The sequence below is a fragment of the Microbacterium sp. genome (assembly GCF_047972865.1).
In the GTDB taxonomy this organism is placed as follows: Bacteria; Actinomycetota; Actinomycetes; order Actinomycetales; family Microbacteriaceae; genus Microbacterium.
Genome location: NZ_JBKEAY010000093.1, coordinates 1 through 24,986, shown reverse-complemented (window position 1 = coordinate 24,986; position 24,986 = coordinate 1). Strand labels below are relative to the sequence as shown.

Annotated in this window: 22 protein-coding genes; 9 read left to right on the top strand and 13 right to left on the bottom strand. The window is 68.6% G+C overall.

The window, feature by feature from the left end; translation table 11 throughout:
• Nucleotides 1–206: 206 nt before the first annotated feature.
• From ACK5KK_RS05925 to ACK5KK_RS05895, 7 genes are all read right to left on the bottom strand, one after another.
• Nucleotides 207–974, bottom strand: a complete 768-nt coding sequence (locus tag ACK5KK_RS05925; protein WP_416889164.1) for an SDR family oxidoreductase — start codon at nucleotides 972–974, stop codon at nucleotides 207–209.
• Nucleotides 975–1,105: 131 nt separating this feature from the next.
• Nucleotides 1,106–1,918, bottom strand: coding sequence for a TIM barrel protein (locus ACK5KK_RS05920; protein WP_416889163.1), 813 nt, complete (start codon nucleotides 1,916–1,918; stop codon nucleotides 1,106–1,108).
• Between the two features lie 28 nt (nucleotides 1,919–1,946).
• Nucleotides 1,947–3,317: an FGGY-family carbohydrate kinase gene (locus ACK5KK_RS05915; protein WP_416889162.1), complete on the bottom strand. Its 1,371-nt coding sequence runs from the start codon at nucleotides 3,315–3,317 to the stop codon at nucleotides 1,947–1,949.
• A gap of 92 nt (nucleotides 3,318–3,409) precedes the next feature.
• Nucleotides 3,410–3,907 (bottom strand): secondary thiamine-phosphate synthase enzyme YjbQ, encoded by a 498-nt coding sequence (locus ACK5KK_RS05910; protein ID WP_416889161.1) that lies wholly within the window; start codon nucleotides 3,905–3,907, stop codon nucleotides 3,410–3,412.
• A 68-nt stretch (nucleotides 3,908–3,975) separates the two neighbouring features.
• Complete coding sequence (locus tag ACK5KK_RS05905; RefSeq protein WP_416889160.1) at nucleotides 3,976–4,878, bottom strand: carbohydrate ABC transporter permease; 903 nt, start codon at nucleotides 4,876–4,878, stop codon at nucleotides 3,976–3,978.
• Nucleotides 4,875–5,807 (bottom strand): carbohydrate ABC transporter permease, encoded by a 933-nt coding sequence (locus ACK5KK_RS05900; protein WP_416889159.1) that lies wholly within the window; start codon nucleotides 5,805–5,807, stop codon nucleotides 4,875–4,877. The genes ACK5KK_RS05905 and ACK5KK_RS05900 overlap by 4 nt, the downstream gene beginning before the upstream one ends.
• A gap of 4 nt (nucleotides 5,808–5,811) precedes the next feature.
• Nucleotides 5,812–7,185: an extracellular solute-binding protein gene (locus tag ACK5KK_RS05895; protein WP_416889158.1), complete on the bottom strand. Its 1,374-nt coding sequence runs from the start codon at nucleotides 7,183–7,185 to the stop codon at nucleotides 5,812–5,814.
• 187 nt (nucleotides 7,186–7,372) lie between these two features.
• Between ACK5KK_RS05895 and ACK5KK_RS05890 the strand changes: the two genes are divergently transcribed.
• From ACK5KK_RS05890 to ACK5KK_RS05875, 4 genes are all read left to right on the top strand, one after another.
• A complete protein-coding gene (locus ACK5KK_RS05890; RefSeq protein WP_416889157.1) occupies nucleotides 7,373–8,242 on the top strand; it encodes a DeoR/GlpR family DNA-binding transcription regulator in 870 nt (289 codons plus the stop codon).
• Between the two features lie 20 nt (nucleotides 8,243–8,262).
• Nucleotides 8,263–9,003 (top strand): triose-phosphate isomerase, encoded by a 741-nt coding sequence (locus ACK5KK_RS05885; RefSeq protein WP_416889156.1) that lies wholly within the window; start codon nucleotides 8,263–8,265, stop codon nucleotides 9,001–9,003.
• Nucleotides 9,004–9,169: 166 nt separating this feature from the next.
• Complete coding sequence (locus tag ACK5KK_RS05880) at nucleotides 9,170–10,078, top strand: SDR family oxidoreductase (RefSeq protein WP_416889167.1); 909 nt, start codon at nucleotides 9,170–9,172, stop codon at nucleotides 10,076–10,078.
• Between the two features lie 84 nt (nucleotides 10,079–10,162).
• Complete coding sequence (locus tag ACK5KK_RS05875) at nucleotides 10,163–10,582, top strand: MarR family winged helix-turn-helix transcriptional regulator (protein ID WP_416889155.1); 420 nt, start codon at nucleotides 10,163–10,165, stop codon at nucleotides 10,580–10,582.
• A gap of 25 nt (nucleotides 10,583–10,607) precedes the next feature.
• On the opposite strand, the gene ACK5KK_RS05870 is transcribed toward ACK5KK_RS05875, so the two are convergent.
• Nucleotides 10,608–11,000 (bottom strand): SHOCT domain-containing protein, encoded by a 393-nt coding sequence (locus ACK5KK_RS05870; protein WP_416889166.1) that lies wholly within the window; start codon nucleotides 10,998–11,000, stop codon nucleotides 10,608–10,610.
• 152 nt (nucleotides 11,001–11,152) lie between these two features.
• Between ACK5KK_RS05870 and ACK5KK_RS05865 the strand changes: the two genes are divergently transcribed.
• Nucleotides 11,153–11,608, top strand: a complete 456-nt coding sequence (locus tag ACK5KK_RS05865; RefSeq protein ID WP_416889154.1) for a DUF3817 domain-containing protein — start codon at nucleotides 11,153–11,155, stop codon at nucleotides 11,606–11,608.
• 6 nt (nucleotides 11,609–11,614) lie between these two features.
• Here the strand turns inward: ACK5KK_RS05865 and ACK5KK_RS05860 are convergent, their stop codons facing one another.
• Nucleotides 11,615–12,736 carry a class I SAM-dependent methyltransferase gene (locus tag ACK5KK_RS05860; protein ID WP_416889153.1) on the bottom strand — a complete coding sequence of 374 codons (1,122 nt, stop codon included), beginning with the start codon at nucleotides 12,734–12,736 and terminating at the stop codon, nucleotides 11,615–11,617.
• 58 nt (nucleotides 12,737–12,794) lie between these two features.
• On the opposite strand from ACK5KK_RS05860, the gene ACK5KK_RS05855 reads away from it, so the two are divergent.
• Nucleotides 12,795–14,123: a M20/M25/M40 family metallo-hydrolase gene (locus tag ACK5KK_RS05855; protein ID WP_416889165.1), complete on the top strand. Its 1,329-nt coding sequence runs from the start codon at nucleotides 12,795–12,797 to the stop codon at nucleotides 14,121–14,123.
• Between the two features lie 11 nt (nucleotides 14,124–14,134).
• On the opposite strand, the gene ACK5KK_RS05850 is transcribed toward ACK5KK_RS05855, so the two are convergent.
• The 3 genes from ACK5KK_RS05850 to ACK5KK_RS05840 form a co-directional block, all read right to left on the bottom strand.
• A complete protein-coding gene (locus ACK5KK_RS05850) occupies nucleotides 14,135–15,073 on the bottom strand; it encodes a quinone oxidoreductase family protein (RefSeq protein ID WP_416889152.1) in 939 nt (312 codons plus the stop codon).
• Nucleotides 15,074–15,126: 53 nt separating this feature from the next.
• Nucleotides 15,127–18,966, bottom strand: a complete 3,840-nt coding sequence (hrpA, locus tag ACK5KK_RS05845) for an ATP-dependent RNA helicase HrpA (protein WP_416889151.1) — start codon at nucleotides 18,964–18,966, stop codon at nucleotides 15,127–15,129.
• An 82-nt stretch (nucleotides 18,967–19,048) separates the two neighbouring features.
• The gene (locus ACK5KK_RS05840; protein ID WP_416889150.1) at nucleotides 19,049–20,092 is read right to left on the bottom strand and encodes an NAD(P)-dependent alcohol dehydrogenase; all 1,044 of its coding nucleotides are present in this window, start codon (nucleotides 20,090–20,092) and stop codon (nucleotides 19,049–19,051) included.
• A 92-nt stretch (nucleotides 20,093–20,184) separates the two neighbouring features.
• Here ACK5KK_RS05840 and ACK5KK_RS05835 point away from each other — a divergent pair, with 92 nt between their 5' ends.
• Nucleotides 20,185–21,012 (top strand): aldo/keto reductase, encoded by an 828-nt coding sequence (locus ACK5KK_RS05835; RefSeq protein WP_416889149.1) that lies wholly within the window; start codon nucleotides 20,185–20,187, stop codon nucleotides 21,010–21,012.
• 10 nt (nucleotides 21,013–21,022) lie between these two features.
• Here the strand turns inward: ACK5KK_RS05835 and ACK5KK_RS05830 are convergent, their stop codons facing one another.
• Nucleotides 21,023–22,612 (bottom strand): dolichyl-phosphate-mannose--protein mannosyltransferase, encoded by a 1,590-nt coding sequence (locus tag ACK5KK_RS05830; RefSeq protein WP_416889148.1) that lies wholly within the window; start codon nucleotides 22,610–22,612, stop codon nucleotides 21,023–21,025.
• 23 nt (nucleotides 22,613–22,635) lie between these two features.
• Here ACK5KK_RS05830 and rsmI point away from each other — a divergent pair, with 23 nt between their 5' ends.
• Entirely contained in the window at nucleotides 22,636–23,454 is an 819-nt protein-coding gene (rsmI, locus tag ACK5KK_RS05825; RefSeq protein ID WP_416889147.1) for a 16S rRNA (cytidine(1402)-2'-O)-methyltransferase, read from the top strand.
• Nucleotides 23,455–23,497: 43 nt separating this feature from the next.
• On the top strand, nucleotides 23,498–24,986 hold a 1,489-nt coding region (gene metG / locus ACK5KK_RS05820; protein ID WP_416889146.1), incomplete at its 3' end, for a methionine--tRNA ligase.

Below are 24,986 nucleotides of genomic sequence, written 5' to 3'. Positions count from 1 at the left end.
TCGTGGACTCGAACGCAGCGCCTCAGTCGCGCGGCTTGTGGTGCATGCTACTGATGCTCTGCTAGCAAGGCTCTGCTAGCAAGGCGGGCGGGGTACAGCGATCCGAACAGTCTCCGTGATCGGTCTGCTCGGTGCGGCTCCCGCCAGCGCGGTCGCTGATGAACTCCACCACAGTCACCGAGGATCGCCCGCCGTGTCGCGGGGCGCTACACGGCCGTGTAACCTCCGTCGATGACGATCTGCTGCCCCGTGATGTAGCTCGACGCCTCCGAGGCCAGGAAGACGACGAGACCTGTGAGATCCTCAGGCTTCGCCATGCGAGCCTGGGGGATGAGGGCGACCCACCCTGCCTCTAGTTCGGGTTCGCGCTCGATGATCTCGCGCGTCAGGTCGGTCATCACGTATCCGGGCGCAATCGAGTTGACCCGGATGCCTGAGGAGGCCCACTCGACGGCGAGTGACTTCCCGAGGTGGGCGACTGCTGCTTTCGAGGCGTTGTAGGACGCGGCCCACTGCGGCACGTTGACGATGAGTCCCGACATGGATGCGATCATGATCGCGCTTCCCGGCAGACCTGCTTCGAGCAAGCCGCGACCGAACGCCTGGGCAGAGAAGAAGGTGCCGGTGAGGTTGACGTCGATGACCTTGCGCCACTCGTGGGCTGCGACGTCGATCGAGTCCCCGTTGATCTCGATGCCGGCCGCTGTGAGGAGGATGCGGGGGACGCCGAGGGTGTCTCCGATCGTCGCGAACGCGGCGTTGGTGGCGTCCTGGTCCGTCACGTCGAGACGTAGTCCGATCGTCCGTACCCCGAGGTCGGAAGCGATCGTGGCGGCGCTTTCCTCGACGGTGTCGAGCAGGTCGACCAGAGCGATATCAGCTCCCTCCGCCGCGAGCGACCGGGCGACCGTATAGCCGATGCCCCGCGCTCCTCCGGTGATGACGGCTGTCCGGCCGGACAGGTTCGTGTCCATGATGTCCTTTCTTGTTGATCGGTGGTGATCGGGGTCGTTGGGCCCGGCTCAGTGCACGGGGCGGTCGGGTTCGCCCGTGCGCCACGCGGTAAAGGTGACCGTGAACCCTCCACTCATCGGCGCGTAAGGGGTCATCGTTCTCCCCGTATGAGGGCACCCAGCAAGCGGGCGGACTGGGGAAGGGTCTTGCTCGGGTTGCCGGATGTCGAGCACTCCAGGTTCACCGCGCCGCCGTATGAGATGTCGGCGAGCGCGTCGAATATTCCCGCCCAGTCCAGCGATCCGCGCCCGGGAAGCAGCCGGTTGTTGTCCCCAAGATGCACGTGGCGAACCTTGTCGCCGGCGGTCCGAAGCGCGTCGGGCACGCTTGCCTCTTCGATGGACATGTGGAACGTGTCCGGAAGCAGCCCGGCTGCGGGGTGCGCGACCTGCTCGATCAGGGCGAGGTTGTCGGCGACCGAGTTGAGGTACCGGCTTTCGTAGCGGTTGAGCGGTTCGAGAAGGACGGACGCTTCAGAACCCGCCGTGCGGCCGAGGAGTTCACGGTAGAAGTCAAGGAACGCAGCTTCATCCTCCGAGGAGGGGCGCTGATACGGAGTGAACAGCGGCATCGGATCCTGGGGGCCGTACTCGAACTCGATCTCGGTCACCATGTCGAGCTCGGCGCAGACATCGACCGCTCGACGGTACATGTCGCGGCACGCAGCCCGAAGCGAAGCGTTGGGTGACATCGCCTTGCCGTAGATGTCCGCCGTCAGGACGAACTCGACGGGGCGAACTCCCGTACGGGCCTCCAGCGATAGGAGCTCACGTCGGGTCTGCGCGTTCCACTCGTCGTATGGGTGGAAGACGGCGATCGTCGGGTAGCCCCACTCGCGGAGAAGCTGTGCCTTCTTCGTTAGTGTTTCGCCCGGGACCATCGGGCTGGAGCAGCAGAGGAGCATGGGTCTTCCTTTCTGGTGTGCAGCGTGCTCAGCCGTGAGCGTTGCCGTAGAGCCGGTGCAGCGCGTTCTCGAACGCGAGATGTCTGGTGCGGAGGGTCTCGCTCGCGCGCGGGCGATAGGAGTGTACTTCGGGCTGGTATAAGTGGCCGGTGTCCTCGAGTGAACCGATCCGGCCGGATGCGGCCAGCGCGAGAATGGCCGCGCCGCGGCACGAAGCTTCCGGCTCGCGCGGTGTCCGCAGTTCTACCTGACACGTATCCGCCTTGAGCTGGTTCCAGAAGGTGGACACGGTTCCTCCGCCCGCGGATACGATCTCTTCCGCTTGGTGGCCATGCGTCGCAAGATCGTCCAGGTTGCGTCGAAGCAGATGAGCGACGCCCTCCATGACCGCGAAGATCAGGTCGAATCGGTCGTGCTCGATGCCGAGGTCGACGAACGCACCCCGTGCTGCCGGGTTGAAGTCGGGCGGGTTGAGCCCCGTGAGGTACGGCAAGAAGACCGGTGCGGTTCGGGTGTCACGCTCGGTCAGAACGCTCTCGACCTCGCGGAAGTCGACGCCGCCGAGGACGCTCTCCCACCAGGTCAGGCTTGCTCCGCCGCTGTCGGCGCAAGTGAACAGCACTGTTTCGTCGGATCGGATTCCTGCGTGAAAGGAGAGCTTCATACTCGGGTCGAACGTCCAGCTCTGAGGCAGCATCGAGAGGGAGAGCACGGTGCCAGCCGATGCGCTCAGGGCGCCGGGCCGGTACGAGTCGGTACCCACCATTGCGCAGAAGTGATCCAGGGCGCCCGTGTTCACTCGGTACGACGCCGCGGGCGGTAGGAGCGCTTCCACAGCCGGGAGAACGTCGCCGATATCGGTGCCGGCAGGAACGATCTCGGGCAAATGTGCCCGATCGACCTGACAGAAATCCAGCATGGCGTCCCAGTATCGGCGACCCGGCACATCGAACAGGTAGGTGAACCCGCGCGTGGTCAACTCGCCCACCACGGCGCCCGTGAAGCGGAACAGGATGTAGTCCTTCAGCATGAGGACGTGCGTTGTCGCGTCACGGAGTCGCGGGTCGTGTCGAGCGACCCAGAGGAGCTTGCTGGCGGGCCACGTCGACACCGACTCCGGTTCGCCCGTCACGGCGAATGCCGCGTCAGCGCCGAAGTGCTCGGCGATCTCGGCTGCTTCACCGGCCGACCGCTCGTCCAGCCACGAGACTCCTGGACCGATCGGATCACCTCGCCGGCCCAGCAGCACCAGCGACTCGGCCTGCCCGGTGACGACGATGCACGCCTCGGCCTCTCCGGTGGGCTGATCCCGCGTGCACTCGTTGATGAGGGCAACCGTCGTGGTGAACACCTCCTCCGCGTCGAACTCGACCCGTCGCCCCTGACGCAGGTAGGTCATCGGTGCGCGCGCGGTCGCGCGCGCGCAGAGCGGAGTCGTACAGCACAACCTTGATATTGGTGGTGCCGAGGTCGACCGCGTAGGTGAACACGCTACTGGCCGATCAGCGTCATGAAGACGGATCGTGTGCGGGCGCGGACCAGGTCGAGGTCCCCGAAGTACACGCGACCGAACTCGCCGAGCACCGGAGCACCATCGTGTACCGGGATCGTCTCGGATCGCCCCATGATCGACGAGATGATGTGCCCATCCGTGTTGAGGCCCCAGGACGGATGCTCGCCTCGCAGTTCGGCCGCGTTCTTGATGTGGATCGGACCCGGGTGAAGGTACTGCCCCTCGTTTCGCGCCGGCGGGACGATCTTGGCGAACACGTTGAGCGTGTCCTGCAGAATCAGCTGCGTGCCGTAGTAGGTCACGTCCTCGGACTCCTCCTGGATGAAGACGCAGCAGCTGGTGTGCGGCGTGTACACGTGCGCGATGCCGTCCTTCAGCCCGCTGGCGCCCACCATGGTGATCACGCGGTCAGTGACATCGAAGAACTCCTGTCTCTGAGGCGTCTCGACGACGAACGATTCGGATACAACCTTCATGACGAACTACTCCTTGGGTTCTCGTCGATCAATGAACTGAAACCTCGTGAATGCGCGCGCGGACGCCGCTATTCCGCCGAGATCGCACCGCCGGTCATGCCCGCGACAATGTGCTTCTGCACGACGAAGGCGATAATCAAGACCGGCAGGATCGTGACAGTGCCGACAGCCGCGACTTGACCCCATGACGTCCCGATGGGGGTGATGAGGCTCGGAATCGCCACGGGCAACGTCTGCGTGTGACGTCCCGTGAGCACCAACGCGAAGAGGAACTCATTCCACGAGTTGATGAGGCAGAAGATCGAGGTAGCGGCCAGTCCGGGCTTGACGATCGGCAGGACGACCGCGAAGAACGTCTTCCATTCGCCGCAACCATCCAAGCGCGCTGCCTCGTCGAGGGAGGTGGGCACTGCGATGAAGAAGCCGCGCATCATCCACACCGTGAACGGGAGCGCGAAGGTGAGATGAGCGGCGATCAGGGCGACGTACGTGTCGCGTAGGCCCAGTGTCGAGGCAAGAACGAACAGCGGCACCGCAAGGACCATCGCGGGGAGGAGGCGCGCGGCCAGCAGCGCCATCATGAACGTCTCGCCCTTGGCGACCCGGCTGAGGCTGTAGGCGGCCGGAACGCCCACGACCATGGCGATAGCGGTGGACAGAAGCCCGACTATTGCCGAGTTGACGAGGTTCTCGCCGAACCCCTTCTCAACGAACGCCTCGATGTAGTTGGCGATCGTCGGATTGAACATGATGGTGGGAGTCGACGAGAAGATGTCGACCCGGCTCTTGAAGGACGTGAGGAAGAGCCACACGATCGGCGAGAGGTAGACCACGATGAGGACGGCGGCGACGACGGCGCCGATGATCGCGACGATCCGCCGTCGGGCGCGGTTGGTTGCGTGTGGGAGACCTCTTCGCGACCGGTTGCCCGTGAGGAGAACGCGTGTTGTGGGCGCAGTCGACGTGCTCACGGTGCGTCCTTTCGGTTGAGGAATCGGAACAGGACCCATGCGAGGGCCGCGACGACAAGGAATGTTGTGATCCCCAGCGCGGCGCCGTAGCTCATGTCAAAAGCGGTGAAGCTCACGCGGTACTGGAAGATGTCGTTGACGGTCGTTGCCGCGCCCGGCCCTCCGCCGGTGAGGATGTAGACCTGATCGAACATCCGCACCGCCTCTGTCGCGCGGAAGAGGATTGCCACACCGATGACCGGGCGAATCATCGGCAGCATCACGTGCCAGTAGAGCTGGAACGTGTTGCAGCCGTCGAGTTCGGCTGCCTGGATCTGAGCCTGCGGTGCGGCCGATAGCCCGGCGAGGACCATGAGTGCGATGAACGGTGTCCATTCCCACACGTCCATGACGACGAGTGCGGTGAAGGCTCCTGCCGGCGTGTCGAGCACCCCTGCCTCGCCCGCGAGCCCGACTGTCTGCAACGCATCGGTCATGTACCCGAACTGAGGGTTCAGTCCGAAGCTGAACATGAGGCCGACGACAAGTGGGGTGGAGATCATGGGAAGCAGCACAAGCGAGGTCACGAGCCGACGGGTCTTCAGGAGGCGCGAGAGCCACACACCGATCACGGTGCCGAGCACGGTCTGAATCAGAACGGCGATCACGACATAGGCGATCGTGACCAGCACGGCCTGGCCGAACTGTGCGTCCTGGAACATCCGAAGGTAGTTGCCAAAGCCGATCCAATGACCGTCGGCCTCGGGGTTGACCGGGCTATAGGACTGGAAACTCAGAGCGAGGCTGTAAAGCAGCGGGAATCCCAGGACAACGATCAGGACGACCAGGCTCGGGGCCTGCATCCCGATACGTGTCCAGCGCGGTCCCGCCGGGGCCCGCCGCCGCCCGGAGACGGTCGGCGGCGCGGCCGCGGTGGCTGTAGGCGACATGGGATCAGAATGCCGTCAGCGGAAGCTCATCGCCGAGAACGCTCGTGATCTCGTCCTGTGCGTCGTCCAGCGCCTGCTGTGCGGTCGCGTCGCCGACCAGAGCGTTCGACACCTGAAGCATGAGCTGGTCCAGCATCTGAGGCCACTGGGCGTTCCGCGGACGAGCGAGTGCGTTCTCAAGACTCGCAAGCTGCTGCGGCCAGGAGGGGAAGGCCGCCACGAGCTCCGGATCCTCGAAGGCGGAAACCGTTGCGGGCACTCCGCCTCGCAACCCGATCTCCTTCTGGACGTCAGCGGACATCGCCCATGCGACGAAGAGGTATGCGGCGTCTTTGTCCGCTGCATCCTTGCTGATGGTGTACGACCAGGCACCGTGGAGGGCATGGTGGGTGTTGCCCTCGTGGCGGACGGGAACGTCTGCATAGCCCATTTTGCCGACGACAGCCGACTGATCGGGGTCCTCCATGACGCCGGCCGTGTCGCCCCAGGAGAGCGCCTGAGCGGCGACGCCCTGCTGGAGCTGTGCGGTCACCTCGTCCCACGTGGCCGAGGTGTATCCCGGAGGCGCGAACTCGCCGAGCGAACTCATGTACTCCAGGCTGCTGACGGACTCGGAGCTGTTCACGATGAGATTGCCGTCAGGAGAGACGACGCCCCCGCCGAACGCGTTCGCGTAGTTGAGCCACTCGAACACGGATGCCTCGTGTCGCTTGCCGGCGATGGTGACACCGTACACAGGCTCGCTCAGGGTCTCACCGGCCAGGTGATCGCCCGCGCCCCGAGTGAAGAACTCGGCGTTGTCCCGATACTGCTCCCACGTCGTCGCCGGTGCGAGGTCATACCCGTATGCATCCTTGAACGCGGCCTTCTCAGCCTCGTTCTCGAAGAGGTCCTTTCGATAGAACATCATCGTCACGGCGCTGTTCGACGGCATGCCATAGGTCGTGCCGTCCCAGACCGAGGCCGTGTCCCAGAGGCCGGGGATGATGTCGTCGGCGCTGAAGCCCGGACCGACCCGGTCCGCGTTGGCAGACATGAGCGCACTGAAGTCCTCGAGGTAGCCGCTCCCGGCGTACGCGCCCAGGTAGTCATAGGGAATCGATACGACGTCGTAGTCACCCTGCTGCGTCGAGAAGCCCAGCGTGACCTTTTGCACCAGCTGCGCGAACGGTGCCGTCTCGACGTTCACCTCGATGCCGGTCATCTTCGTGAACGCGGGCGCAAGCTCGGCGATGATGTCGGAGTTCGCGGTAGCCTCGGCAAGCACGTTCACCTCTGCGCCGGCAAACTCCTGCGACCAGCCGTTCGCGTCCGCCGCGTCGACGTCGGTGTCACCGCCGGAGCAGCCGGCAAGGATGAGAACCCCGAGGGACGCCATCGCAACGACCGTGGACGCGCGTCGGGAGCGTGAGCCTCTTCGGTCACTTCGTGTAGTTGAGGGGAGGTGCATCAACGTTCCTTCCGGTCGGACAGTCCGGCTTGACTGTGATCTTTTCTCAACTGTATGAAAGCCGATCACATTTGGGCTTGTCAAGAGGTAAATTGCTCCGCAGATTCGCCCGCGCATGACCTCTACACATGTGATAGATTCACAAAACGCCCTGGGTGGGGCTTGCAACTTGGAGGTCTGTATGAGCCAGCGGTCGCCGCGCCAGCGTCGCGTCGAGATTCAATCGCTCATGAACACCAAGCTCGAGGTGGACATCGCGACGCTGGCGACCCACTTCGATGTATCCGAGATGACGATTCGCCGCGACCTGGAGGCTCTCGAGGCGGAGGGGGTCGTCCGGAGGCTGGTGGGTGGCCGTGCGGAAGTGGTCGATGCCAAGGGCCGAGAGCCGCATCTGTCGACCCGAACGGGCCAGGATCACGACTCGAAAGCGCATATCGGCAAGGCCGCTGCACAGCTGCTCGCGGATGACGAGGTCGTGTTCTTCGACGGTGGCAGTACTGCGCTCGCGGTGGCGCACGCACTCCAGCGGAGCGGCAGGACTCTCACGGTGCTCACGAGGAGCCTTCTGATCGCTGCCGAGCTCACCGGGGAGCGCGACATCGAGGTCTTCATCCTGGGCGGGCGCCTCAAGAAGACCGAGATGGTGACAACGAGCACGACGATGGCGGACGATCTGCGGCACTACAACGTCGACACGTATGTGATGGGCATCAGCGGAGTGCATCCGACGCGCGGTCTCACCGACTACGACCCCGATGAGACTGCGGGCAAGCGACTCGCCCTGGAGCGAGCCGACCGTGTCCTGCTTGCCTTCGATCGATCGAAGCTCGGGCGCGTTCTCATGTCTCGCGTTGCGGGAATGGAGGACATCGATGTCGTCGTGACCGACGCCGCTCCCGCCGACAAGACCCTCACCGGCATGCCCTCCAGCGTTCGCGTCGTCACGGTTTCCGCCGACGATGCCGCTGACGCGTCTGCGTAGCCCCTCACCGATCGGTCGCCATGCCTACGACGTCCCGCACCACCGGCCAGCAGAGCTCGCGGTCGAGCGTCGTCGGTGCCCCCTTCTTCGAGTTTGGGCCCAAGAATCTCTTACGGATCGATCAGATCGTGGAGATCGCTGTCGCTGCCGACCGGGCTGGCCGACAGGAGGGCGTCTCCGTGATCATCACGGTCCCCACGGCGCTGATCGCCCCGCTCCGCGTTGCCGTGCCGGGCGTGTTCGTGTTCGCGCAGGGAATGGACCTGGTGCCGATGGGTGCGAGCGTCGGCCGTGTGACGGCGGAGTCGCTCATCGATGCCGGTGCGCACGGCGTCATGCTCAACCACGACAGCAATCCGCTCAGTCCGGACGGGGTGGCTCTCGCGGTCGCGCGGGCGAGCGACACTGGCCTGATGACCATGGTGTGTGCGGAATCGGACACTCGTGTGTTGGAGCTGGCAGCGCACGAACCGACGATCGTGCTCTACGAACCCCCCGCTCTCATCGGCCGCGCGGAGTCCTCCGCGCGGCCCTGGATTGGCAACATCGACGCGCAGATGCGCCGTATCGCGCCGAGCGTGCTGATGATGCACGCCGGAGGGGTGAGTGCGCCCGACGATGCCTACCAGATCATGCGTGCGGGGGCGGCCGGAACCGGCTCCACCTCCGCTATCGCCGGCAGTTCTTCGCCCGGCGCTGCCGTGGTGGACTTCATCGAAGCCGTTCGGCGAGGCTACGACGATTGCCCGCGAACACTGTGATGGCGTGAATCTGCAGGGCGTGGCCCGCGTCGATGCTCCCGCCGGGGGCGGCCGCTCGGCCGCAGCTCCGAGAATGGTTGCCTCACGCAACTAGTGCGGCTAGCGTGGGTCAGGTGGATGCTTCCAGTGCCGGTCTTCTCACCGCGCTCACCCGGCTGACCGTCCACTGGTCGTCCGCCGAACATCAGCGCCGCGTGGCAGAGCGTGTCGGCCTGGAGTTCGACGACACCGCGATCCGCGCCGTCTATGTGATTGGTCTGCTCGGTCAGGCCCGGGCCGGCGTGATCGCCGACGAGCTCCGCCTCACTCGTCCCACGGTCTCCAAACTGCTCGCGCGCCTCGAACGCGCCCACCTGGCGACCTCGCCACGCGCGAGGGCCGACACGCGGCGGCGGCGGAAGCGGTCCGTCGTGCCGACGGTCGCGTCGACGCCGTCATCGCCTGCGCCGGTCTGTCGCTGCCGAAGACGGCCACCGCACGCGTCAACTATTTCGGGATGACCGAGTTCCTCGAGGCGATGCAGCCCACTCTCGTGAGGGCCGAGGCCCCGCGCGCGGCTCTCATCTCATCGATGGCATCGCTGCAACCGGTCGCCGACCCGCTCGTCGATGCGCTGCTTTCGGGCGATGAAGACGCGTCGGTCGCAATTGCGGGTGAGCTGGAGAGTGACCCCCAACAGGGCTCGCTCATCTACTCCTCGTCGAAGCGTGCCATCTCACGGTGGGTGCGCCGGGAAGCGCCGACAGCGCGCTGGGCAGGCGCGGGCATTCCGCTCAACGCGGTGGGTCCGGGCACGGTCGTCACCCCGATGACAGCCGACCTGCTGTCGAGCAAAGAAGGCACCGCACTCGTCGATGCGGTGGTACCGATGCCGCTGAACTACCACCAGAGTCCGGAGTCGATCGCGAACCTGCTGCTGTGGCTGACATCGGTCGAGAACAGCCACTGCTGCGGGCAGACGATCTACTGCGACGGCGGAGCCGACGTCGTCCTGCGCGGCGACGACACCTGGTCGTGGAACGAAGATTCGATCCGAGAGACGTTCGCCAAGATCTACGCGGGGCTGTCCGGCTGACCGCCCGCGTCGGCTCGGCCGCGGCGACCGAGCCGACGCGCCGGACGCGCCGGAAACCCGGGCGAAGTCCGTAGAATCCATGACGTGACCGAACCGGAAAAGCAGGAACAGGGCTTCAGCCCCGTCATCGCCCTGCTGGCGGTGTCGGCGATCTGGGAGGGGCAACTCGCGGCGGCACTGAAAGACCTCGGCATCTCTACCCGCAAGTTCGGCTTGCTCGGCCACGTTTCCGCGGAACCGGGGATCTCGTTCTCCGAACTCTCACGTCGCTCCCACATCACGGTGCAGTCCGCCCACACCGCTGTGCGCGCACTCGTCGACGAGGGACTCGTCGCCGACGCGACCGCTCACGCCGGCTCGGCATCCAACCTTCAGGTCACCGCGAAGGGTGCGCGCATCCTTGATGAGGCGCAGCAGCGGCTCTCGGAACTGGACGGCGCGCTCGCGCGGCGCCTGCCCGAGGTCGCCGCAGCGCTCGACGGCATCCGTGCCGGCGCGGTGTAGCCGACACGGACACCGTCGTCGCGACTCAGGCCAGTGCCCGCGCCTTGAGCTTCTCGTACTCCTCGGCGCTGATCGCGCCGGCATCGAGCAGTTCCTTCGCCTTCGCGATCTCGTGCGCGGCGTTCGAACCACTGCCGGCGACGCTGCGGATGTAGCTGTCCGTCGCCTGCTGCGCATCGAGCGTGGCCGCCGCGCTGCGCTTGGCCATGCCGTCGCCACGCGCGATCAGGTAGACCAGCGCCGTGAGGAACGGCAGGAAGACGAGGAAGATCAGCCACAGGGCTTTCCACCACCCGTTGAGCTTGTCGTCGCGGAACAGGTCCGCGATGATCGCGAACAGCGCGTACAGGTAGGCAACGAAGACAAAGGCCCAGAGGAAGATCCAGATGATGTTCCAGAAGTTTGACCAGAAGTCCATGTTGGGTTGCTCCTCCATCTATCGTCCCGAGCTGCAAGGGAACCCGGTGACGGTCACATTATGGCGGGACGCCGTCTCCCACCGCCAAGCTGTCTCAGCGGCTGAGCCTCGCACGCGGTTAACGCCCGCGATCCTTCATATAGACTGAAGGTATGATCCGCACTCCCTCCACCCTCTTCCGCGTGCTCGCGATCGCTGAGGTCTTCTCATGGTCGCTCCTGATCCTCGGCCTCGTGCTGCGCGCCACGGCCGGGTGGGATCTCGCCGTCACGATCGGCGGCGGCATCCACGGCTTCGTGTTCCTCAGCTACGGCGCCACCGCCATCCTGGTGGCGCTCAACAACCGCTGGCGGTTCGGCCCGGCCGCCCTCGCGGTGATGTCGGCCGTCGTGCCCTACGCCACCGTCCCCGCCGAGATCTGGTTGCGCCGCCGCGGTCTGCTGGGAGGTCAGTGGCGACGGGAGTCCACGGGAGACGACCGCTGGTACGACCCCCTCATGCGCTGGTTCCTGCACCGCCCCTGGGTGCTCGCCGTCCTCATCGCCGTCGCCGTGATCGCGCTGTACGCAGTGCTGCTCACCCTCGGCCCGCCCGGCGGTGACCGCTGATCCCGGTCAGCGACGGGTCGACACCGTCACGGTGAACCGGGAGTTGCGGGCGACCTGCGTCGTCTCGCCGATCATCCGCTGCAGCACCGGGCGGTACCCCAGCGGCGAATTCCACACGCACCACAGCCGTCCTCCGGGGCGCAGCACCCGCGCAGCGTCCGCGAAGAGCCGCGGCGCCAGCCGATCGGTCACGGTGGCCACCGAGTGGAACGGCGGGTTGAGCAGGATCGTCGACGCGCTCGCCGCCGCACGCCGCTCGAGCAGGTCCGATCGGTCGACCTCGACCCGATCCGTCACCCGATTCGCGCGCGAGGTCTCCCGCGCCGACTCGGCAGCGGCCGCCGAGTGATCGGTGGCGTACACCCGGGCATCCGGATGCCGCAGCGCAAGCCACGCGGCGACCACGCCGTTGCCGCACGCGAAATCGATCAACGGGTCATCCGCGGTGCCCCCGGCAAGGGCATCGGGGAGCCGGTCGAGCAGGAACCGGGTGCCGTGATCGAGTCGGGCGCCGGCGAACACCCCGCCGAACGCGCGGATCTCCACGCCCCCGTCGCGCGTCGCCCGCGGCACCGGGTCAGCACCGCCACGCGGCGCGCGCGCGATCAGGACGCGGGACTTCTGCCGCGCGTGGCTGACGTCGACCCGCCCGAAGAAGCGGCCCAGCACGTCGTTCATCGCCAGGCTCATGTGCTTGATCCGCCCGCCGGCGTAGACGACCACGTCGGGGTGCGCGTGGGCTGCGACGAGCCCCGCGACGTCGGCCAGGGCATCGAGCGACCGGGGGAGGCGAACCAGCACGACGCGTGCACCGCGCACGGTTTCGGCGGTCAGAGGGAGCGACGCGAAGGCGTCCGAGAACCCCAGCTCGACCGCGTTCCGCGCGAGCGCGCGCTCGCCGGTGAGGGCATCCTGGTGCGAGCGAACCGCCGTGGCGCCGGCCGCGACGGCACCGAGCGTCAGCGCGCCATACGCATCCCCGATGACCACGACCGCCCCGGGGCCGGTCGCCGGCGCCCCGGCGGTATCGAGCAGTAGCCGGTCCGCGGCGTCGACCGCGTGCAGCCCCGGGCCCTCGACATCCGGACGCCGCCTCAGCCGGTCGAGGTCGAGGGGCGCGGAAATCACACGGGACACCCTACCCCGCGCGTGCGGACGACCCGGCGGGCCCTAGGCTCAAGGTGTGATGCTCACACCCGAGGCGCGGTTGCGTGAGCTGCTGCAGATCCCGACCGTGTCGCACGCCGACGAGTCGCGCATCGACCACGCCGCGTTCGACCGCTTCCATGAGACCGTGCAGCGGCTGTACCCCGCCCTCCACGCCGTCCTCGACCGCGAAGTGATCGCCGGTCATTCGGTGCTCTACCGCTGGCGGGGGGCCTCCGACCGCGACCCGCTGCTGCTGCTCGCCCACATCGACGTGGTTCCGGTCACCGAAGCCGAATGGACCCATCCGCCGTTTGCCGCCGAGGTCGTCGGCGACGGTGCGGATGCCGCGATCTACGCCCGCGGCGCCGTCGACGACAAGGGTGCCCTGGTCGCGATCCTCGAAGCCGTGGAGGGGCTGGTCGCCGAGGAGTTCGTGCCGCCGCACGACGTCTACTTGGCCTTCGGGCACAACGAGGAGATCGCCGGCGACGGCGCCCGTCAGATCGCGCGGGTGCTGAGCGAACGCGGCATCCGCCCGGCGATGGTGCTCGACGAAGGTGGCGCGGTCGTCGAGGGGGCGATCCCGGGCGTGACGGCGCCGACCGCCATGATCGGGGTGGCCGAGCGGGGCGTGATGACCGTCCTGCTCACCGTCCGCGAATCGGGTGGGCACGCCTCCACGCCGCCCGTGTTCCCGGCGACCGCGCGGCTGGCCCGCGCGATCGACCGGCTGCACCGGCATCCGTTCCCGACGCGGCTGGCCCCACCGGTGCGGGCCATGTTCGCCACGGTCGCCCCGCACGCGCGCGGGCCGCTGCGCGCGGTGTTCCAGACCCTGGGCTGGACCGGGCCGGCGCTCGCGGCCGTGCTACCGCGGCTGGGCGCCGAGACCAACGCGATCGCGCGCACCACCGCGGTGGTGACCGAACTGTCGGGCGCTGCCGGCGAGAACGTCCTGGCCACGACGGCGCAGGCGACGGTCAACGTGCGGCTGCTCACCGGCGACACCATCGACGCCGTCACCGAGCGGATCGGCCGGGTTCTCGCCGACCCCGCCGTCGAGGTGTCGGTGCAGCACGGGTCCGATCCGTCACCGGTGTCGCCGTGGAAGGGCGCCGCCTGGCGGCGAGTCGCCGCGGCGATCGCCGACACCCTGGGCGCGGGGACCGTCCCGACGCCGTATCTGCAACTGGGCGCGAGCGACAGCCGCTGGTTCACCCCGCTCAGCCGGCACGTCTACCGGTTCGCGCCGTTCCGGCTGACCCGCGCGGAACGCGACGCGATCCACGCCCACGACGAGCGCATCCGCATCGAAGTGTGGCTGCGCGGGATCGCGTTCTATCGCGCACTGCTGCAGGCCGGGTGAGGCGCCCCTGCTCAGGGCACCAGGGTGATCTTGGCGTGACCGCCGGTCTCCAGCAGACGGTGCGCCTCGACGACATCGGCCAACGGGAGCTGCGGGCCGAGCTCGACGACGAAGCGCCCCGCCGCCAGGAGCGCGACCGCCACAGGCACCGCCTCGGCGCGCCAGGCGCGCTCGCGTTCGGTGAGCGGATGCGGGCTACCGCCGCCGAACGCACGGATGCCGAGCCCATCGGCATCCGCCCCGCGCACGATCGTGGCGACGCGCGCGTGGTCGTCGACGAGTTCGCGTGAGGTCTGCAGCGCCTCATCGGTGCCGGCCGCGTCGATCGCGACGGTGACGTCGTCGGTGAGCGCGCGGACACGGTCGGCCAGGCCCGCGCCGTAGGCGACCGGTTCGGCGCCCAGCGCAGCCACGCGGTCGGCGCGCGCGTCGCTCGTGGTGGCGAGGACGCGGGCGCCCCACAGCCGGGCGAACTGGATGAGCGCGTGCCCCACGGCCCCCGACCCGCCGTGGACGAGCAAAGTGTCGTCGCTGCCGACGCCGAGGGAGCGGAGCGTCTGATACGCCGTTCCCACGGGAATGCCGATGCCGGCGGCCTCGGCGGCGGGAACCTGCGGCGGGCGGGGAGTGGCCAGTGCCGCATCGATCGTCAACTCCGACGCGTAGGTGCCGGCGGCCCACGCCACCACGACGGCGTCACCGATGCGAAAGCCCTCGACGCCGTCGCCGACACTCGTCACGATCCCCGCGGCATCCGAGCCGATGCGGCGCGGCTCGGTCAGCGCGGGCGAGTGCCGGATGCCGGCGCGGAGCTTCGCGTCGATCGGGTTGACCCCGATCGCCTGAACGCGAATCCCGAGCTGCCCGGCGCCGACCGGCGGGGTTGGCGCCTCGGTCAGCGAGAGCACTTCGGGCCCTCCCCGTTCGGTGTACGTGACGACGCGTGCCATGTCCATGGCAACCGTGCGTGCCGCGCGGGTATTCCGTGCGGCGGGCGCGGGGATCAGGCGAGGGCCTTGGCGATCCGCTGCAGCGACACCGGCTCGGCGGTGCCGAGCTGCTGGGCGAACAGGCTCACGCGGTACTCCTCCAGCAGCCAGCGGGCGTGCGCGAGTCGCGGCGGAGCATCCGGGCCCGGTGGGATGGTGCCGCCGGCCTCGGCGTACAGCGTCGCGGCCCGCTCGAACTCCGTCATCCGTTGCCGATCCCGGCCCGGATTGTCGGCGAGTCCCGCCACCCGGTGCTGCGCGGCCTGCAGATACCGCGGCAGGTGCGCCAGCCGATGCAGTCCGGTCGCCGACACGAATCCGCGCGGCAGCAACCCGGCGACCTGCTGCGTGATGTCGCGCAGCGCCGCCAGCAGCGTCATCGAGTTCTGCGCGCGTACGGCCCGGTCGACCTCGCGTTGCCGCACCAGGATGCGCGCGGCCAGCGACACCGTCTGGAACGACTCGTCCACGACGACCCCCGAGAAGGCATCCCGCACCCGCTCGAACTGCGCCGCCGTGCGCACCTCGGGATCGGTGCGCGCGATCACGGCGTCGGCGACGGCGACTCGCGCATCTTCGACGAGCGCCTTCGCGGACGGATAGGGCGACGCCGCGAGCGCGAGTTTCTCGTTCGCGGTCAGATGCTCGAGCACGTACGTCGCGGGGGAGGGCACCGCCAGCAGCAGCAGACGCCGCACCCCCGCGTGCGTGAGCCGCGCGGCCGCCTCCGGCGTCGCCTCGATGCGGAGCGTGACGGAATCCTTCGCATCCATCAGGGCCGGGTAGCCGCGCACGACCCCGCCGGCCACGGTCGTGTCCACGACGGCGGGCAGGTCGCCGATGTCCCACGTCGTCAGGCCGGTGCGTTCGGTGACCGCCGCTGCGGCCGCGGCACCGGATGCCGCAGCCGCCGGTGCCGCGGGACCGCGCCGCTCGGGGGCCGCGAGCCGCCGGGCCACCGAGTCCCGTGCCCGCACCGACAGCCGCGACTGCAGGTCGGCGAGATCCCGCGAGGCCCCCACGGTGCGCCCGCGCTCGTCGACGGCGCGGAACGATACCCCCAGATGCTCCGGCACCCGCGCCATCTCGAAGTCCGCGGCGGTCACCGGCTGGTTCGCAACCCGCTGTACGCGGGTCGCGAGAGCGGCCCGCAGCGTCTCACCCGGCAGGCCGTCGTGCGCCTCCGGCCCGGCGCCGGCGAGCTGGTCCGAGAACGTGGCCGCCCAGTCCGCGGCCGGGACCACGTTGCGCCGGATCGACTTGGGCAGGGCCCGCAACAATCCGGTGATCAGCTCGTCGCGCAGGCCCGGCACCTGCCAATCGAACCCGTCGGGCTGCAACTGGGCGAGCAACGCCAGCGGCACCACGACGCTCACCCCGTCATCGGGTGCGCCCGGCTCGAACCTGTACGTCAGCGTGAGCACCTGGTCGCCCTGACGCCATCTCGTCGGGAAGTCGCGCTCGTCGGCGCGTTCGGTCTCGCCGACCAGGTCAGACAAGGTCATGTCGAGCAGCCGGGGCGTGCGCTGGGACGCGTCCCGCCACCACGACTCGAACGAGCGCACGTCGAACACATCGCGCGGCACGCGGGCGGCGTAGAACCCGTAGACGACCTCGTCGCCGGCCAGCAGGTCGCGGCGCCGTTCCCGCTCCTCCACCTGCTCGATCGTGCGCCGCAGGCTGAGATTGCGCCGGTCGAACGCGGTGAGCCGCCGATCGAGGCGCTGGCTATTCCACTCACCCTCCACGAGCGCGTGCCGCAGGAACAGCTCGCGGGCCAGCTCCCGGTTCACGCGCACCAGGTGCACCCGCCGCCGGGGGATGATCTCCAGCCCGAACAGGGTCACCTTCTCGGCGGCGACGGCGGCGCCGGCATCCTTCGACCAGTGCGGGTCGCTGAGCGACGTCTTCGCCAGGTCGCCGGCGAGCTCTTCCGCCCACGCCGGGTCGATCTGGGCGACGGTGCGGGCAAACAGGCGCGAGGTCTCCACCAGTTCGGCGGCCATGACGGCGTCCGGCGTGGCCTTCTTCAGCCCCGAGCCGGGAAAGACCGCGAAGTTCGCGCCGCGTGCCCCGCGGAAGGCCGGCAGGGGCTTGCGCCCCGTGACCTTGCCGTCGCCGCGCAGGCTGCGGGTGTCGAGGATGCCGATGTGGGAGAGCAATCCGGACAGGATCGCGCGGTGCACCTGGTCGGGGTCGGCGGCGCCGCCGGGGGAGTCGGTGACCCGCAGCAGCGTGCGCAACTGCCGGTGCACGTCAGCCCACTCGCGCACCCGCACGTAGTTGAGGTGTTCGCTGCGGCACAGTCGGCGGAACGCGCTGGAGCCGAGTTCGCGTTGCTGGGTCTGCAGGTGGTTCCACAGATTCAGCAGGCTGAGGAAGTCGCTTGTCGGGTCGGTGAACCGGCCGTGCAACCTGTCGGCCTGGTCCCGGTGCTCGGCGGGGCGCTCGCGGACGTCCTGGATCGACAGGCCCGCGACGATCGCCAGCACGTCACGCAGCACGTGGCGCCGGCGGGCCTCCAGCAGCATGCGGGCGAAGCGCGGGTCGATCGGCAGCCGCGCGATCTCGCGGCCGAGCTTCGTGAGCCGGGCCTCGGCGCCGGTGCGCGTGACGGCCCGCAGCTCGACGAGCAGGTCGAACGCCGCGCGTACGCCGCGGGCGTCGGGCGGTGTGAGAAACGGGAACGCGCCGATATCGCCGAATCCCAGTGCGAGCATCTGCAGGATCACCGATGCCAGTGACGTGCGCAGAATCTCCGGCTCGGTGAACTCGTCGCGAGCGGTGAAGTCGTCCTCCGCGTACAGCCGGATCGCGATACCAGGGGAGGTGCGGCCGGCCCGTCCCGAGCGCTGCTGTGCCGAGGCCTGCGAGATCGCCTCGATCGGCAGCCGTTGCACCTTGGAACGGACGCTGTACCGCGAGATGCGTGCGGTGCCGGTGTCGATGACGTAGCGGATGCCGGGAACGGTCAGCGAGGTCTCGGCGACGTTGGTGGCGAGGATCACCCGCCGGCGTACGCCCGCGACCCCGGAACGCTCGAACACGCGGTGCTGTTCGGCCGCCGACAGCCGCCCGAACAGGGGCAGCACCTCCACGGGGCGGGCCGCCCCCCGGTACATGCCGCCTACGGCATCCATTGCGTCGCGGATCTCGGCCTCGCCGGGCAGGAACACGAGCACGTCGCCGTCGGCTTCGCGATCGAGCTCCCGCAGGGCGGCGAGCAGGCCGTCGACATCGTCGTCGGCGTCGTCGTGCGGGCGATACCGCACCTCGACGGGGTACGTGCGTCCCGACACCTCGATGACCGGCGCGGGCAGGCCCTCGGCGCCGGCGAAGTGGCGGGCGAAACTCTCCGGGTCGATCGTCGCCGAGGTGATGATGACTTTCAGATCGGGGCGCTCGGGCAGGATGCGGGCGAGGTAACCGAGTAGGAAGTCGATGTTCAGCGAGCGCTCGTGTGCCTCGTCGACGATGATCGTGTCGTACCGGCGCAGCAGCCGGTCGCGGTGGATCTCGTTGAGCAGGATGCCGTCGGTGACCAGCGCGATCTGCGTGTCGGCGGAGACCTTGTCGGTGAAACGCACCCGGTAGCCGACCGTCGAGCCCAGCGGGACCCTGAGTTCGTGCGCGACGCGCTCGGCGATCGTCCGCGCGGCGATGCGCCGGGGCTGGGTGTGCGCGATCGCGGTGCGCCCCAGCTCGAGGCAGATCTTCGGCAGCTGAGTGGTCTTGCCCGATCCGGTGGCACCGGCCACGATCACCACCTGATGGTCGGCGACGGCGCGGGCGATCTCTTCTCGCGCGGCACTGACGGGCAGCTCCGGCGGGTAGGAGATCACGGGTGCGGGCATGGCATTCCATCGTATTGCGCCGCGCGCGACGCAGCCCCGCCGGAACCGCGCCGGCGGGGCTGTGAGTGCGGGTCGGTCCGGGTCAGGGCACGAGCACCGCGCGGCCGCGGATGCTGCCTTCGTGCAGACGGCGGTAGGCCTCGGGGCCGTCCTCGAGGCTGAACCTCTCCACCTCGACGCCGATCTGGCCACGGCGGGCCAGGTCGAGCACCTCCATCAGCTCGGCGCGGCTGCCCCAGTACGGCATGCGGACGGCGGCGTCGAACGGGACCTGCTGGAACGCCAGCTGCATCGTGCCACCGCCGATGCCGACGATCGTGACATCCGCTTCCACCGAGGCCATGCCGGTGGCCATCGCCATGGTGGGGTTGGCGCCCACGAAGTCGAACACGGCGTCGGCGCCCAGGCCGCCGGTGATCTCCCGCACCGCGGCGATGGCGTCCTCGTTGCTGAGGAGGGTGTGGTCCGCACCCACTTCCTTGGCCAGCGCGAGCTTGTCTTCGCTCACGTCCAGCGCGATCACCGTCGCGCCGGTGATGGCCTTGAGGATCCGCACCCCGACGTGACCGAGGCCACCCACACCGATCACGACGGCATACGTGCCCGCGCCGAGTTTGGCGGCGGACTGCTTGATCGCGTGGTACGGGGTCAGCCCGGCATCGGTGAGCGACACGTTTTCGACGGGGTCGAGACCGTCCAGTGGGATCAGGTGGCGCGGGTCGTCGACGAGCAAGTACTCGGCCATCGCGCCCGGCGCGCCCAGGCCCGGCGGGAAGATGCCCTCGGCCGTCGCGTTGGCGCAGTAGTTCTCCTTGCCCTCCGCGCAGCGGTGACAGTGCCCGCAGCCCCACGGGCCGTACACTGCGACGGCGTCTCCGACGGCGAACTCGGTGACGCCCTCGCCGAGCTCGGCGACCGTGCCGGCGCCCTCGTGCCCGAGCGTCAGCGGCAGCGGATACCCGGCGCCGCGGTAGACCTCTTCGGGCAGGCTCATCACGAATTCGTCCGAGTGGCAGATGCCGGCCGCGGTGACCCTCACCAGCACCTGGCCGGGACCGGGCACGGGCTTTTCCACGTCCACGATCTCCGGGGGCTGACCGAACGTCGTGTATTGCAATGCGCGCATCTTTCTCCTTCGATAGACCGGGACTTCTGCGATTCACGATACGACAGTGCGGGACTCCGGGGGGCGGGTGGCGCGCTGTCTATGCTGAGGCCATGGCGATTCCCTCTCTCACGCTCACCGACGGCCACCGCATCCCCCAGGTCGGGTTCGGTGTCTTCCGGGTCGACCCGGACCAGACCGAGCGGATCGTCACCGATGCGCTCGAGGCCGGTTACCGCCACATCGACACGGCGGCCCTCTACGGCAACGAGGAGGGGGTCGGCCGTGCACTCGCCGCCAGCGGGATCGCGCGCGACGAGCTGTTCGTGACGACCAAGCTCTGGAACGACCGCCAGGCCGGCGACGAGCCGCTCGCCGCGATCGACGAGAGCCTGGAGCGACTGGGGCTGGAATCGGTGGACCTCTACCTGGTGCACTGGCCCGCGCCCGCGCGCGGCACCTACCTCAACGCCTGGGAGAAGCTCGTTGAGATCCGGGATGCCGGCAAAGCCCGCTCCATCGGCGTCTCCAACCACCTCCCCGAGCACATCCGCGAGATCGCCGCCGCGACGGGAGTGACCCCCGCCGTCGACCAGATCGAACTGCACCCCGCCTACCAGCAGCGCGACGTCACCGACGCCTGCGCCGCGCTCGGCATCCGGGTGGAGGCATGGGGACCGCTCGGTCAGGGGAAGTACCCGCTGCTGGAGGAGACACCGGTCGTGGCTGCGGCGGCCGCGCACGGCGTGTCACCGGCTCAGGTGGTGTTGCGCTGGCACATCCAACAGGGCCACATCGTGTTCCCCAAGTCGACGCATCCGGACCGCATCCGCGAGAACCTCGACGTGTTCGGCTTCGCCTTGACCTCGGCCGAACAGGACGCCATCACGGCGCTGGATCGCGGCGGTAGCGTGTCGAAACACCCGTCCGAGGTGAATTGAGCCTGCGCGGCTACACCCAGGTGATCAACCAGTTGTGCAGCCAGTAGAACTCGTACGGCACCCTCACCGCCGACCAGAGAGGGTACCAGAAGGCGGCGAGCACGACGGCCACGATCAGAAAGGCGAGGACGATCCGCTGCCCGTTGCGTCGCCGGCGCGGCGGGTCGCCGGGGGCGCCGGCGACCGCACGCAGGCCGAACGTGAGCGCGAGCAGCAGGAACGGCCACATTGCGATCGTGTAGAACTGGAAGATCGTGCGCTCGGGGTAGGCGAGCCAAGGTAGCCAGGTCGCCGCCACCGCGGTGAGCACCACGGCATACCGCCAGTCGGGGCGCACCGCGAAGCGGTACAACAACCACAGGGTCGCCGCGATCGCCGCCCACCACACGAGCGGGTTCGGCATCGAGTACAGGATCTCGAGGCAGCCGTGCGTCGACGCGCAGCCGTCCTGGCCGTCCGGCGTGCTGTTCGCGTACATCGATGTGGGGCGCAGCAGCAGCGGCCACTGCCACGCCGCACTGGCGTAGCTGTGCTCGGTCGACATCCCCGCCATCGACCCGTAGATCGTCTGGTGGTAGATCCACAGGCTCTGCACCCGAACGGGCACCCACGAGAAGAACCCGGTGGCTTGCTGCGTGTACGCGACGTGCCGATTGTACCCGTCGTCGGTCAGGAGCCATCCGCTCCATGACCCGAAGTAGACCACGAACGCGGCGGGCACCAGCAGCAGGAACGAGACGACGCCCTGACGCACCGCGTCGGCCGGCCAGAACGTGATGCCCAGGCGGCGGCGCTCCAGGGCATCGGTGACGACGAGGTAGATGCCGATCGCCGCGAGCACCCACACGCCCGACCACTTCACGGCCGTCGCCGCGCCCGCCGCCAGACCCGCGGCCACCACCCACGGCCGCACCCACCGCACCGGGCCCCACGCCGGCGCTGTGCCGTCGCGCATCCGCTCAGCGATGCGGGCGGCGAGCCGGTCGAGATGTCGCCGCCGGTCGAGTACGACGAACCAGAACGCCAGCAGGATGAACAGAGTGAGGAAGATGTCGAGCAACGACACCCGGCTCATCACGATGCCGAGCCCGTCGATGGCCAGGAGGCCCGACGCGACCCCCGCGAACACGAACGAACCGGTGAGCGAGCGCGCCAGCAGATACAGCACCAGGACGCAGGCGGTGCCGGCCAGCGCGGCCGAGATGCGCCAGCCGAAGGAGGACTCCGGGCCGAAGATCCACATCCCGATCCCGATGAGATACTTCCCCAGCGGGGGGTGGACGACGAAGCTCGCGTCATCGGTGTAGATGTCGGTCTGCCCGGCCGCGAAGCTCTCGTCGGCGCCGTCAGGCCACGTCGCGGGGAAGCCCAGGTTCCATTGACTCCAGGCATCCTTGACGTAATACGTCTCATCGAAGACGAGCTGATGCGGCTGGCCCAGGTTCCACAGACGCAGCACGGCGGCCACCACGGTGACGAGGATCGGAACGCCCCACTCCCAGGTTCGTCGCGCCCCGGAATGGGCGATGACGCGTCGCCTCCAACGGTCGTAAGAAGAGCGGCGCAGGGTCGCTCTCGAGGGCAGGGCGTGGGTGCTCACGGGGTCCAGCCTATTCTGGGGCGGTGATTATCCTCGCGGCGACCCCGATCGGCAACCTCTCCGACGCCTCCGCGCGGCTGCTCTCCGCGCTCGCGACGGCGCCGGTGATCGCCAGCGAGGACACCCGGACGACACAGCGGTTGCTGCGCGCGCTCGACGTCGACAACCGGCCTCGGTTGATCGCCCTGCACGACCACAACGAGAAGTCTCGGGCCGCCGACGTCGTCGACCTCGCGCGCGCTCAGGACGTGCTGGTTCTCAGCGATGCCGGCATGCCGACGGTGAGCGATCCCGGCTACGCCCTGGTGGTCGCGGCGGTCGCCGCCGGGGTCGGGGTGACCGCGCTGCCGGGGCCGAGCGCGGTCGTCACGGCGCTCGCCGTCGCGGGGCTTCCCACCGACCGGTTCACGTTCGAGGGTTTCGTCGCGCGCAGACCCGGTGATCGCGATCGCGCCCTGAGCGCGCTGGCTACCGAGGCCCGCACGATGGTCTTCTTCGAGGCGCCGTCGCGCCTGGCCGCGACGCTGGCGGGCATGGCGACCGCGTTCGGTGCCGACCGTCCCGCGGCGGTGTGCCGCGAACTGACCAAACTGCACGAGGAAGTGCGCCGGGGCACCCTCGCCGACCTCGCGGCGTGGGCCGTGGAGGGGGTGCGCGGTGAGATCGTCGTGGTCGTCGGCGGTGCCGCTGCGCGGGCGGTGCCGCTGGCCGAGGCCGTCGCCGAGGTGGCGGACCTGGTGGCCGGCGGCATCCGTTTGAAAGACGCCGCCCGTCAGGTCGCCGAGCGCACCGACCTGTCGGCGCGCGATCTGTACCAGGCCGCGTTGGCTGCCCGCGCCTGACGTCTCGCGCGGAGAGGTCCGCACGCGCAACTAGAATTCACGGGTGAGCACCGGCAGCAGCTTCTACATCACGACGCCGATCTACTACCCGAGCGACGTGCCCCACATCGGACACGGTTACACCACCGTGGCCGTCGACGCGCTCGCCCGCTGGCACCGCCAGGCCGGCGACGACACGTGGATGCTCACCGGCACCGACGAGCACGGCCAGAAGATGATGCGTGCCGCGGCGGCCAACGGTGCCACCCCGCAGGAGTGGGTCGACAAGCTCGTCGCCGAATCGTGGTTCCCGCTGCTGAACACCCTGGACGTGGCCAACGACGACTTCATCCGCACCACGCAGGCCCGGCACGAGGAGCGGGTGAAGCAGTTCGTGCAGGCCATCTACGACCGCGGATACATCTACGCGGGCGAGTTCGAGGCGCTGTACTGCGTCGGGTGCGAGGAGTTCAAGACCGAGGCTGAGATCGTGGACGGCACCGGCGCCTTCGAGGGACTGAAGGTGTGTGCGATCCACTCCAAACCGCTGGAGCTGTTGCAGGAGAAGAACTACTTCTTCAAGCTCAGCGACTTCGGCGACCGGTTGCTGGAGCTGTACCGGGACGTTCCCGACTTCGTGCGGCCCGAGTCGGCGCGCAACGAGGTCATCTCGTTCGTGAAGAACGGGCTGAAGGACCTGTCGATCTCGCGATCCACGTTCGACTGGGGCATCACGGTGCCGTGGGATGAGACGCACGTCATCTACGTGTGGGTGGATGCCCTGCTCAACTACGCCACCGCGGTCGGCTACGGCACCGACCCGGAGCAGTTCTCGCGGCGCTGGCCCGCCTATCACGTCGTCGGCAAGGACATCCTGCGCTTCCATGCCGTCATCTGGCCGGCCATGCTCATGGCCGCCGGGGTCGACGTGCCGCGCGGCGTGTTCGCCCACGGGTGGCTGCTGGTCGGCGGCGAGAAGATGAGCAAGTCCAAGCTCACCGGCATCGCCCCCACCGAGATCACCGACGTGTTCGGGCCGGACGCGTACCGGTTCTACTTCCTCTCCGCGATCGCGTTCGGCCAGGACGGGTCGTTCTCGTGGGAGGATCTCGCGGCGCGCTACCAGGCCGAACTCGCCAACGGGTTCGGCAACCTGGCCTCGCGCTCGACGGCGATGATCACCCGCTATTTCGAGGGGATCGTGCCTCCGGAGGGCGAGCCGGCCGAGACCGACCGCGCGATCCAGCGCACCGTCGCGCACGCGGCGACGTCCGCCGACGCGGCGATGAACCGGTTCCGTCCGGATGAGGCGATCGACGCGATCTGGACCATCGTCGACGCGCTCAACGGCTACATCACCGACAACGAGCCGTGGGCGCTGGCCAAGGACGAGGCGCAGCGTGCGCGCCTGGGCACCGTCCTGTATACCGCCGCGGAGGGACTTCGGGCCCTGGCGGTGCTGCTCAGCCCGTTCATGCCGCAGGCCACCGAGAAGCTCTGGGAGGCGCTGGGGGTCCCCGCGCGCCTCGACGATCAGCCGTTGCGCGACGCCG

Coding starts and splice junctions, on each gene's coding strand:
- ACK5KK_RS05910 (WP_416889161.1), bottom strand. CDS start 3,907: ATGAAGGTTGTATCCGAATCGTTCGTCGTCGAGACGCCTCAGAGACAG.
- ACK5KK_RS05920 (WP_416889163.1), bottom strand. CDS start 1,918: ATGCTCCTCTGCTGCTCCAGCCCGATGGTCCCGGGCGAAACACTAACG.
- ACK5KK_RS05840 (WP_416889150.1), bottom strand. CDS start 20,092: ATGCGCGCATTGCAATACACGACGTTCGGTCAGCCCCCGGAGATCGTG.
- ACK5KK_RS05865 (WP_416889154.1), top strand. CDS start 11,153: ATGATCCGCACTCCCTCCACCCTCTTCCGCGTGCTCGCGATCGCTGAG.
- hrpA (WP_416889151.1), bottom strand. CDS start 18,966: ATGCCCGCACCCGTGATCTCCTACCCGCCGGAGCTGCCCGTCAGTGCC.
- ACK5KK_RS05870 (WP_416889166.1), bottom strand. CDS start 11,000: ATGGACTTCTGGTCAAACTTCTGGAACATCATCTGGATCTTCCTCTGG.
- ACK5KK_RS05855 (WP_416889165.1), top strand. CDS start 12,795: ATGCTCACACCCGAGGCGCGGTTGCGTGAGCTGCTGCAGATCCCGACC.
- ACK5KK_RS05885 (WP_416889156.1), top strand. CDS start 8,263: ATGCCTACGACGTCCCGCACCACCGGCCAGCAGAGCTCGCGGTCGAGC.
- ACK5KK_RS05900 (WP_416889159.1), bottom strand. CDS start 5,807: ATGTCGCCTACAGCCACCGCGGCCGCGCCGCCGACCGTCTCCGGGCGG.
- ACK5KK_RS05890 (WP_416889157.1), top strand. CDS start 7,373: ATGACCTCTACACATGTGATAGATTCACAAAACGCCCTGGGTGGGGCT.
- ACK5KK_RS05895 (WP_416889158.1), bottom strand. CDS start 7,185: ATGGCGTCCCTCGGGGTTCTCATCCTTGCCGGCTGCTCCGGCGGTGAC.
- ACK5KK_RS05835 (WP_416889149.1), top strand. CDS start 20,185: ATGGCGATTCCCTCTCTCACGCTCACCGACGGCCACCGCATCCCCCAG.
- ACK5KK_RS05915 (WP_416889162.1), bottom strand. CDS start 3,317: ATGACCTACCTGCGTCAGGGGCGACGGGTCGAGTTCGACGCGGAGGAG.
- ACK5KK_RS05850 (WP_416889152.1), bottom strand. CDS start 15,073: ATGGCACGCGTCGTCACGTACACCGAACGGGGAGGGCCCGAAGTGCTC.
- ACK5KK_RS05925 (WP_416889164.1), bottom strand. CDS start 974: ATGGACACGAACCTGTCCGGCCGGACAGCCGTCATCACCGGAGGAGCG.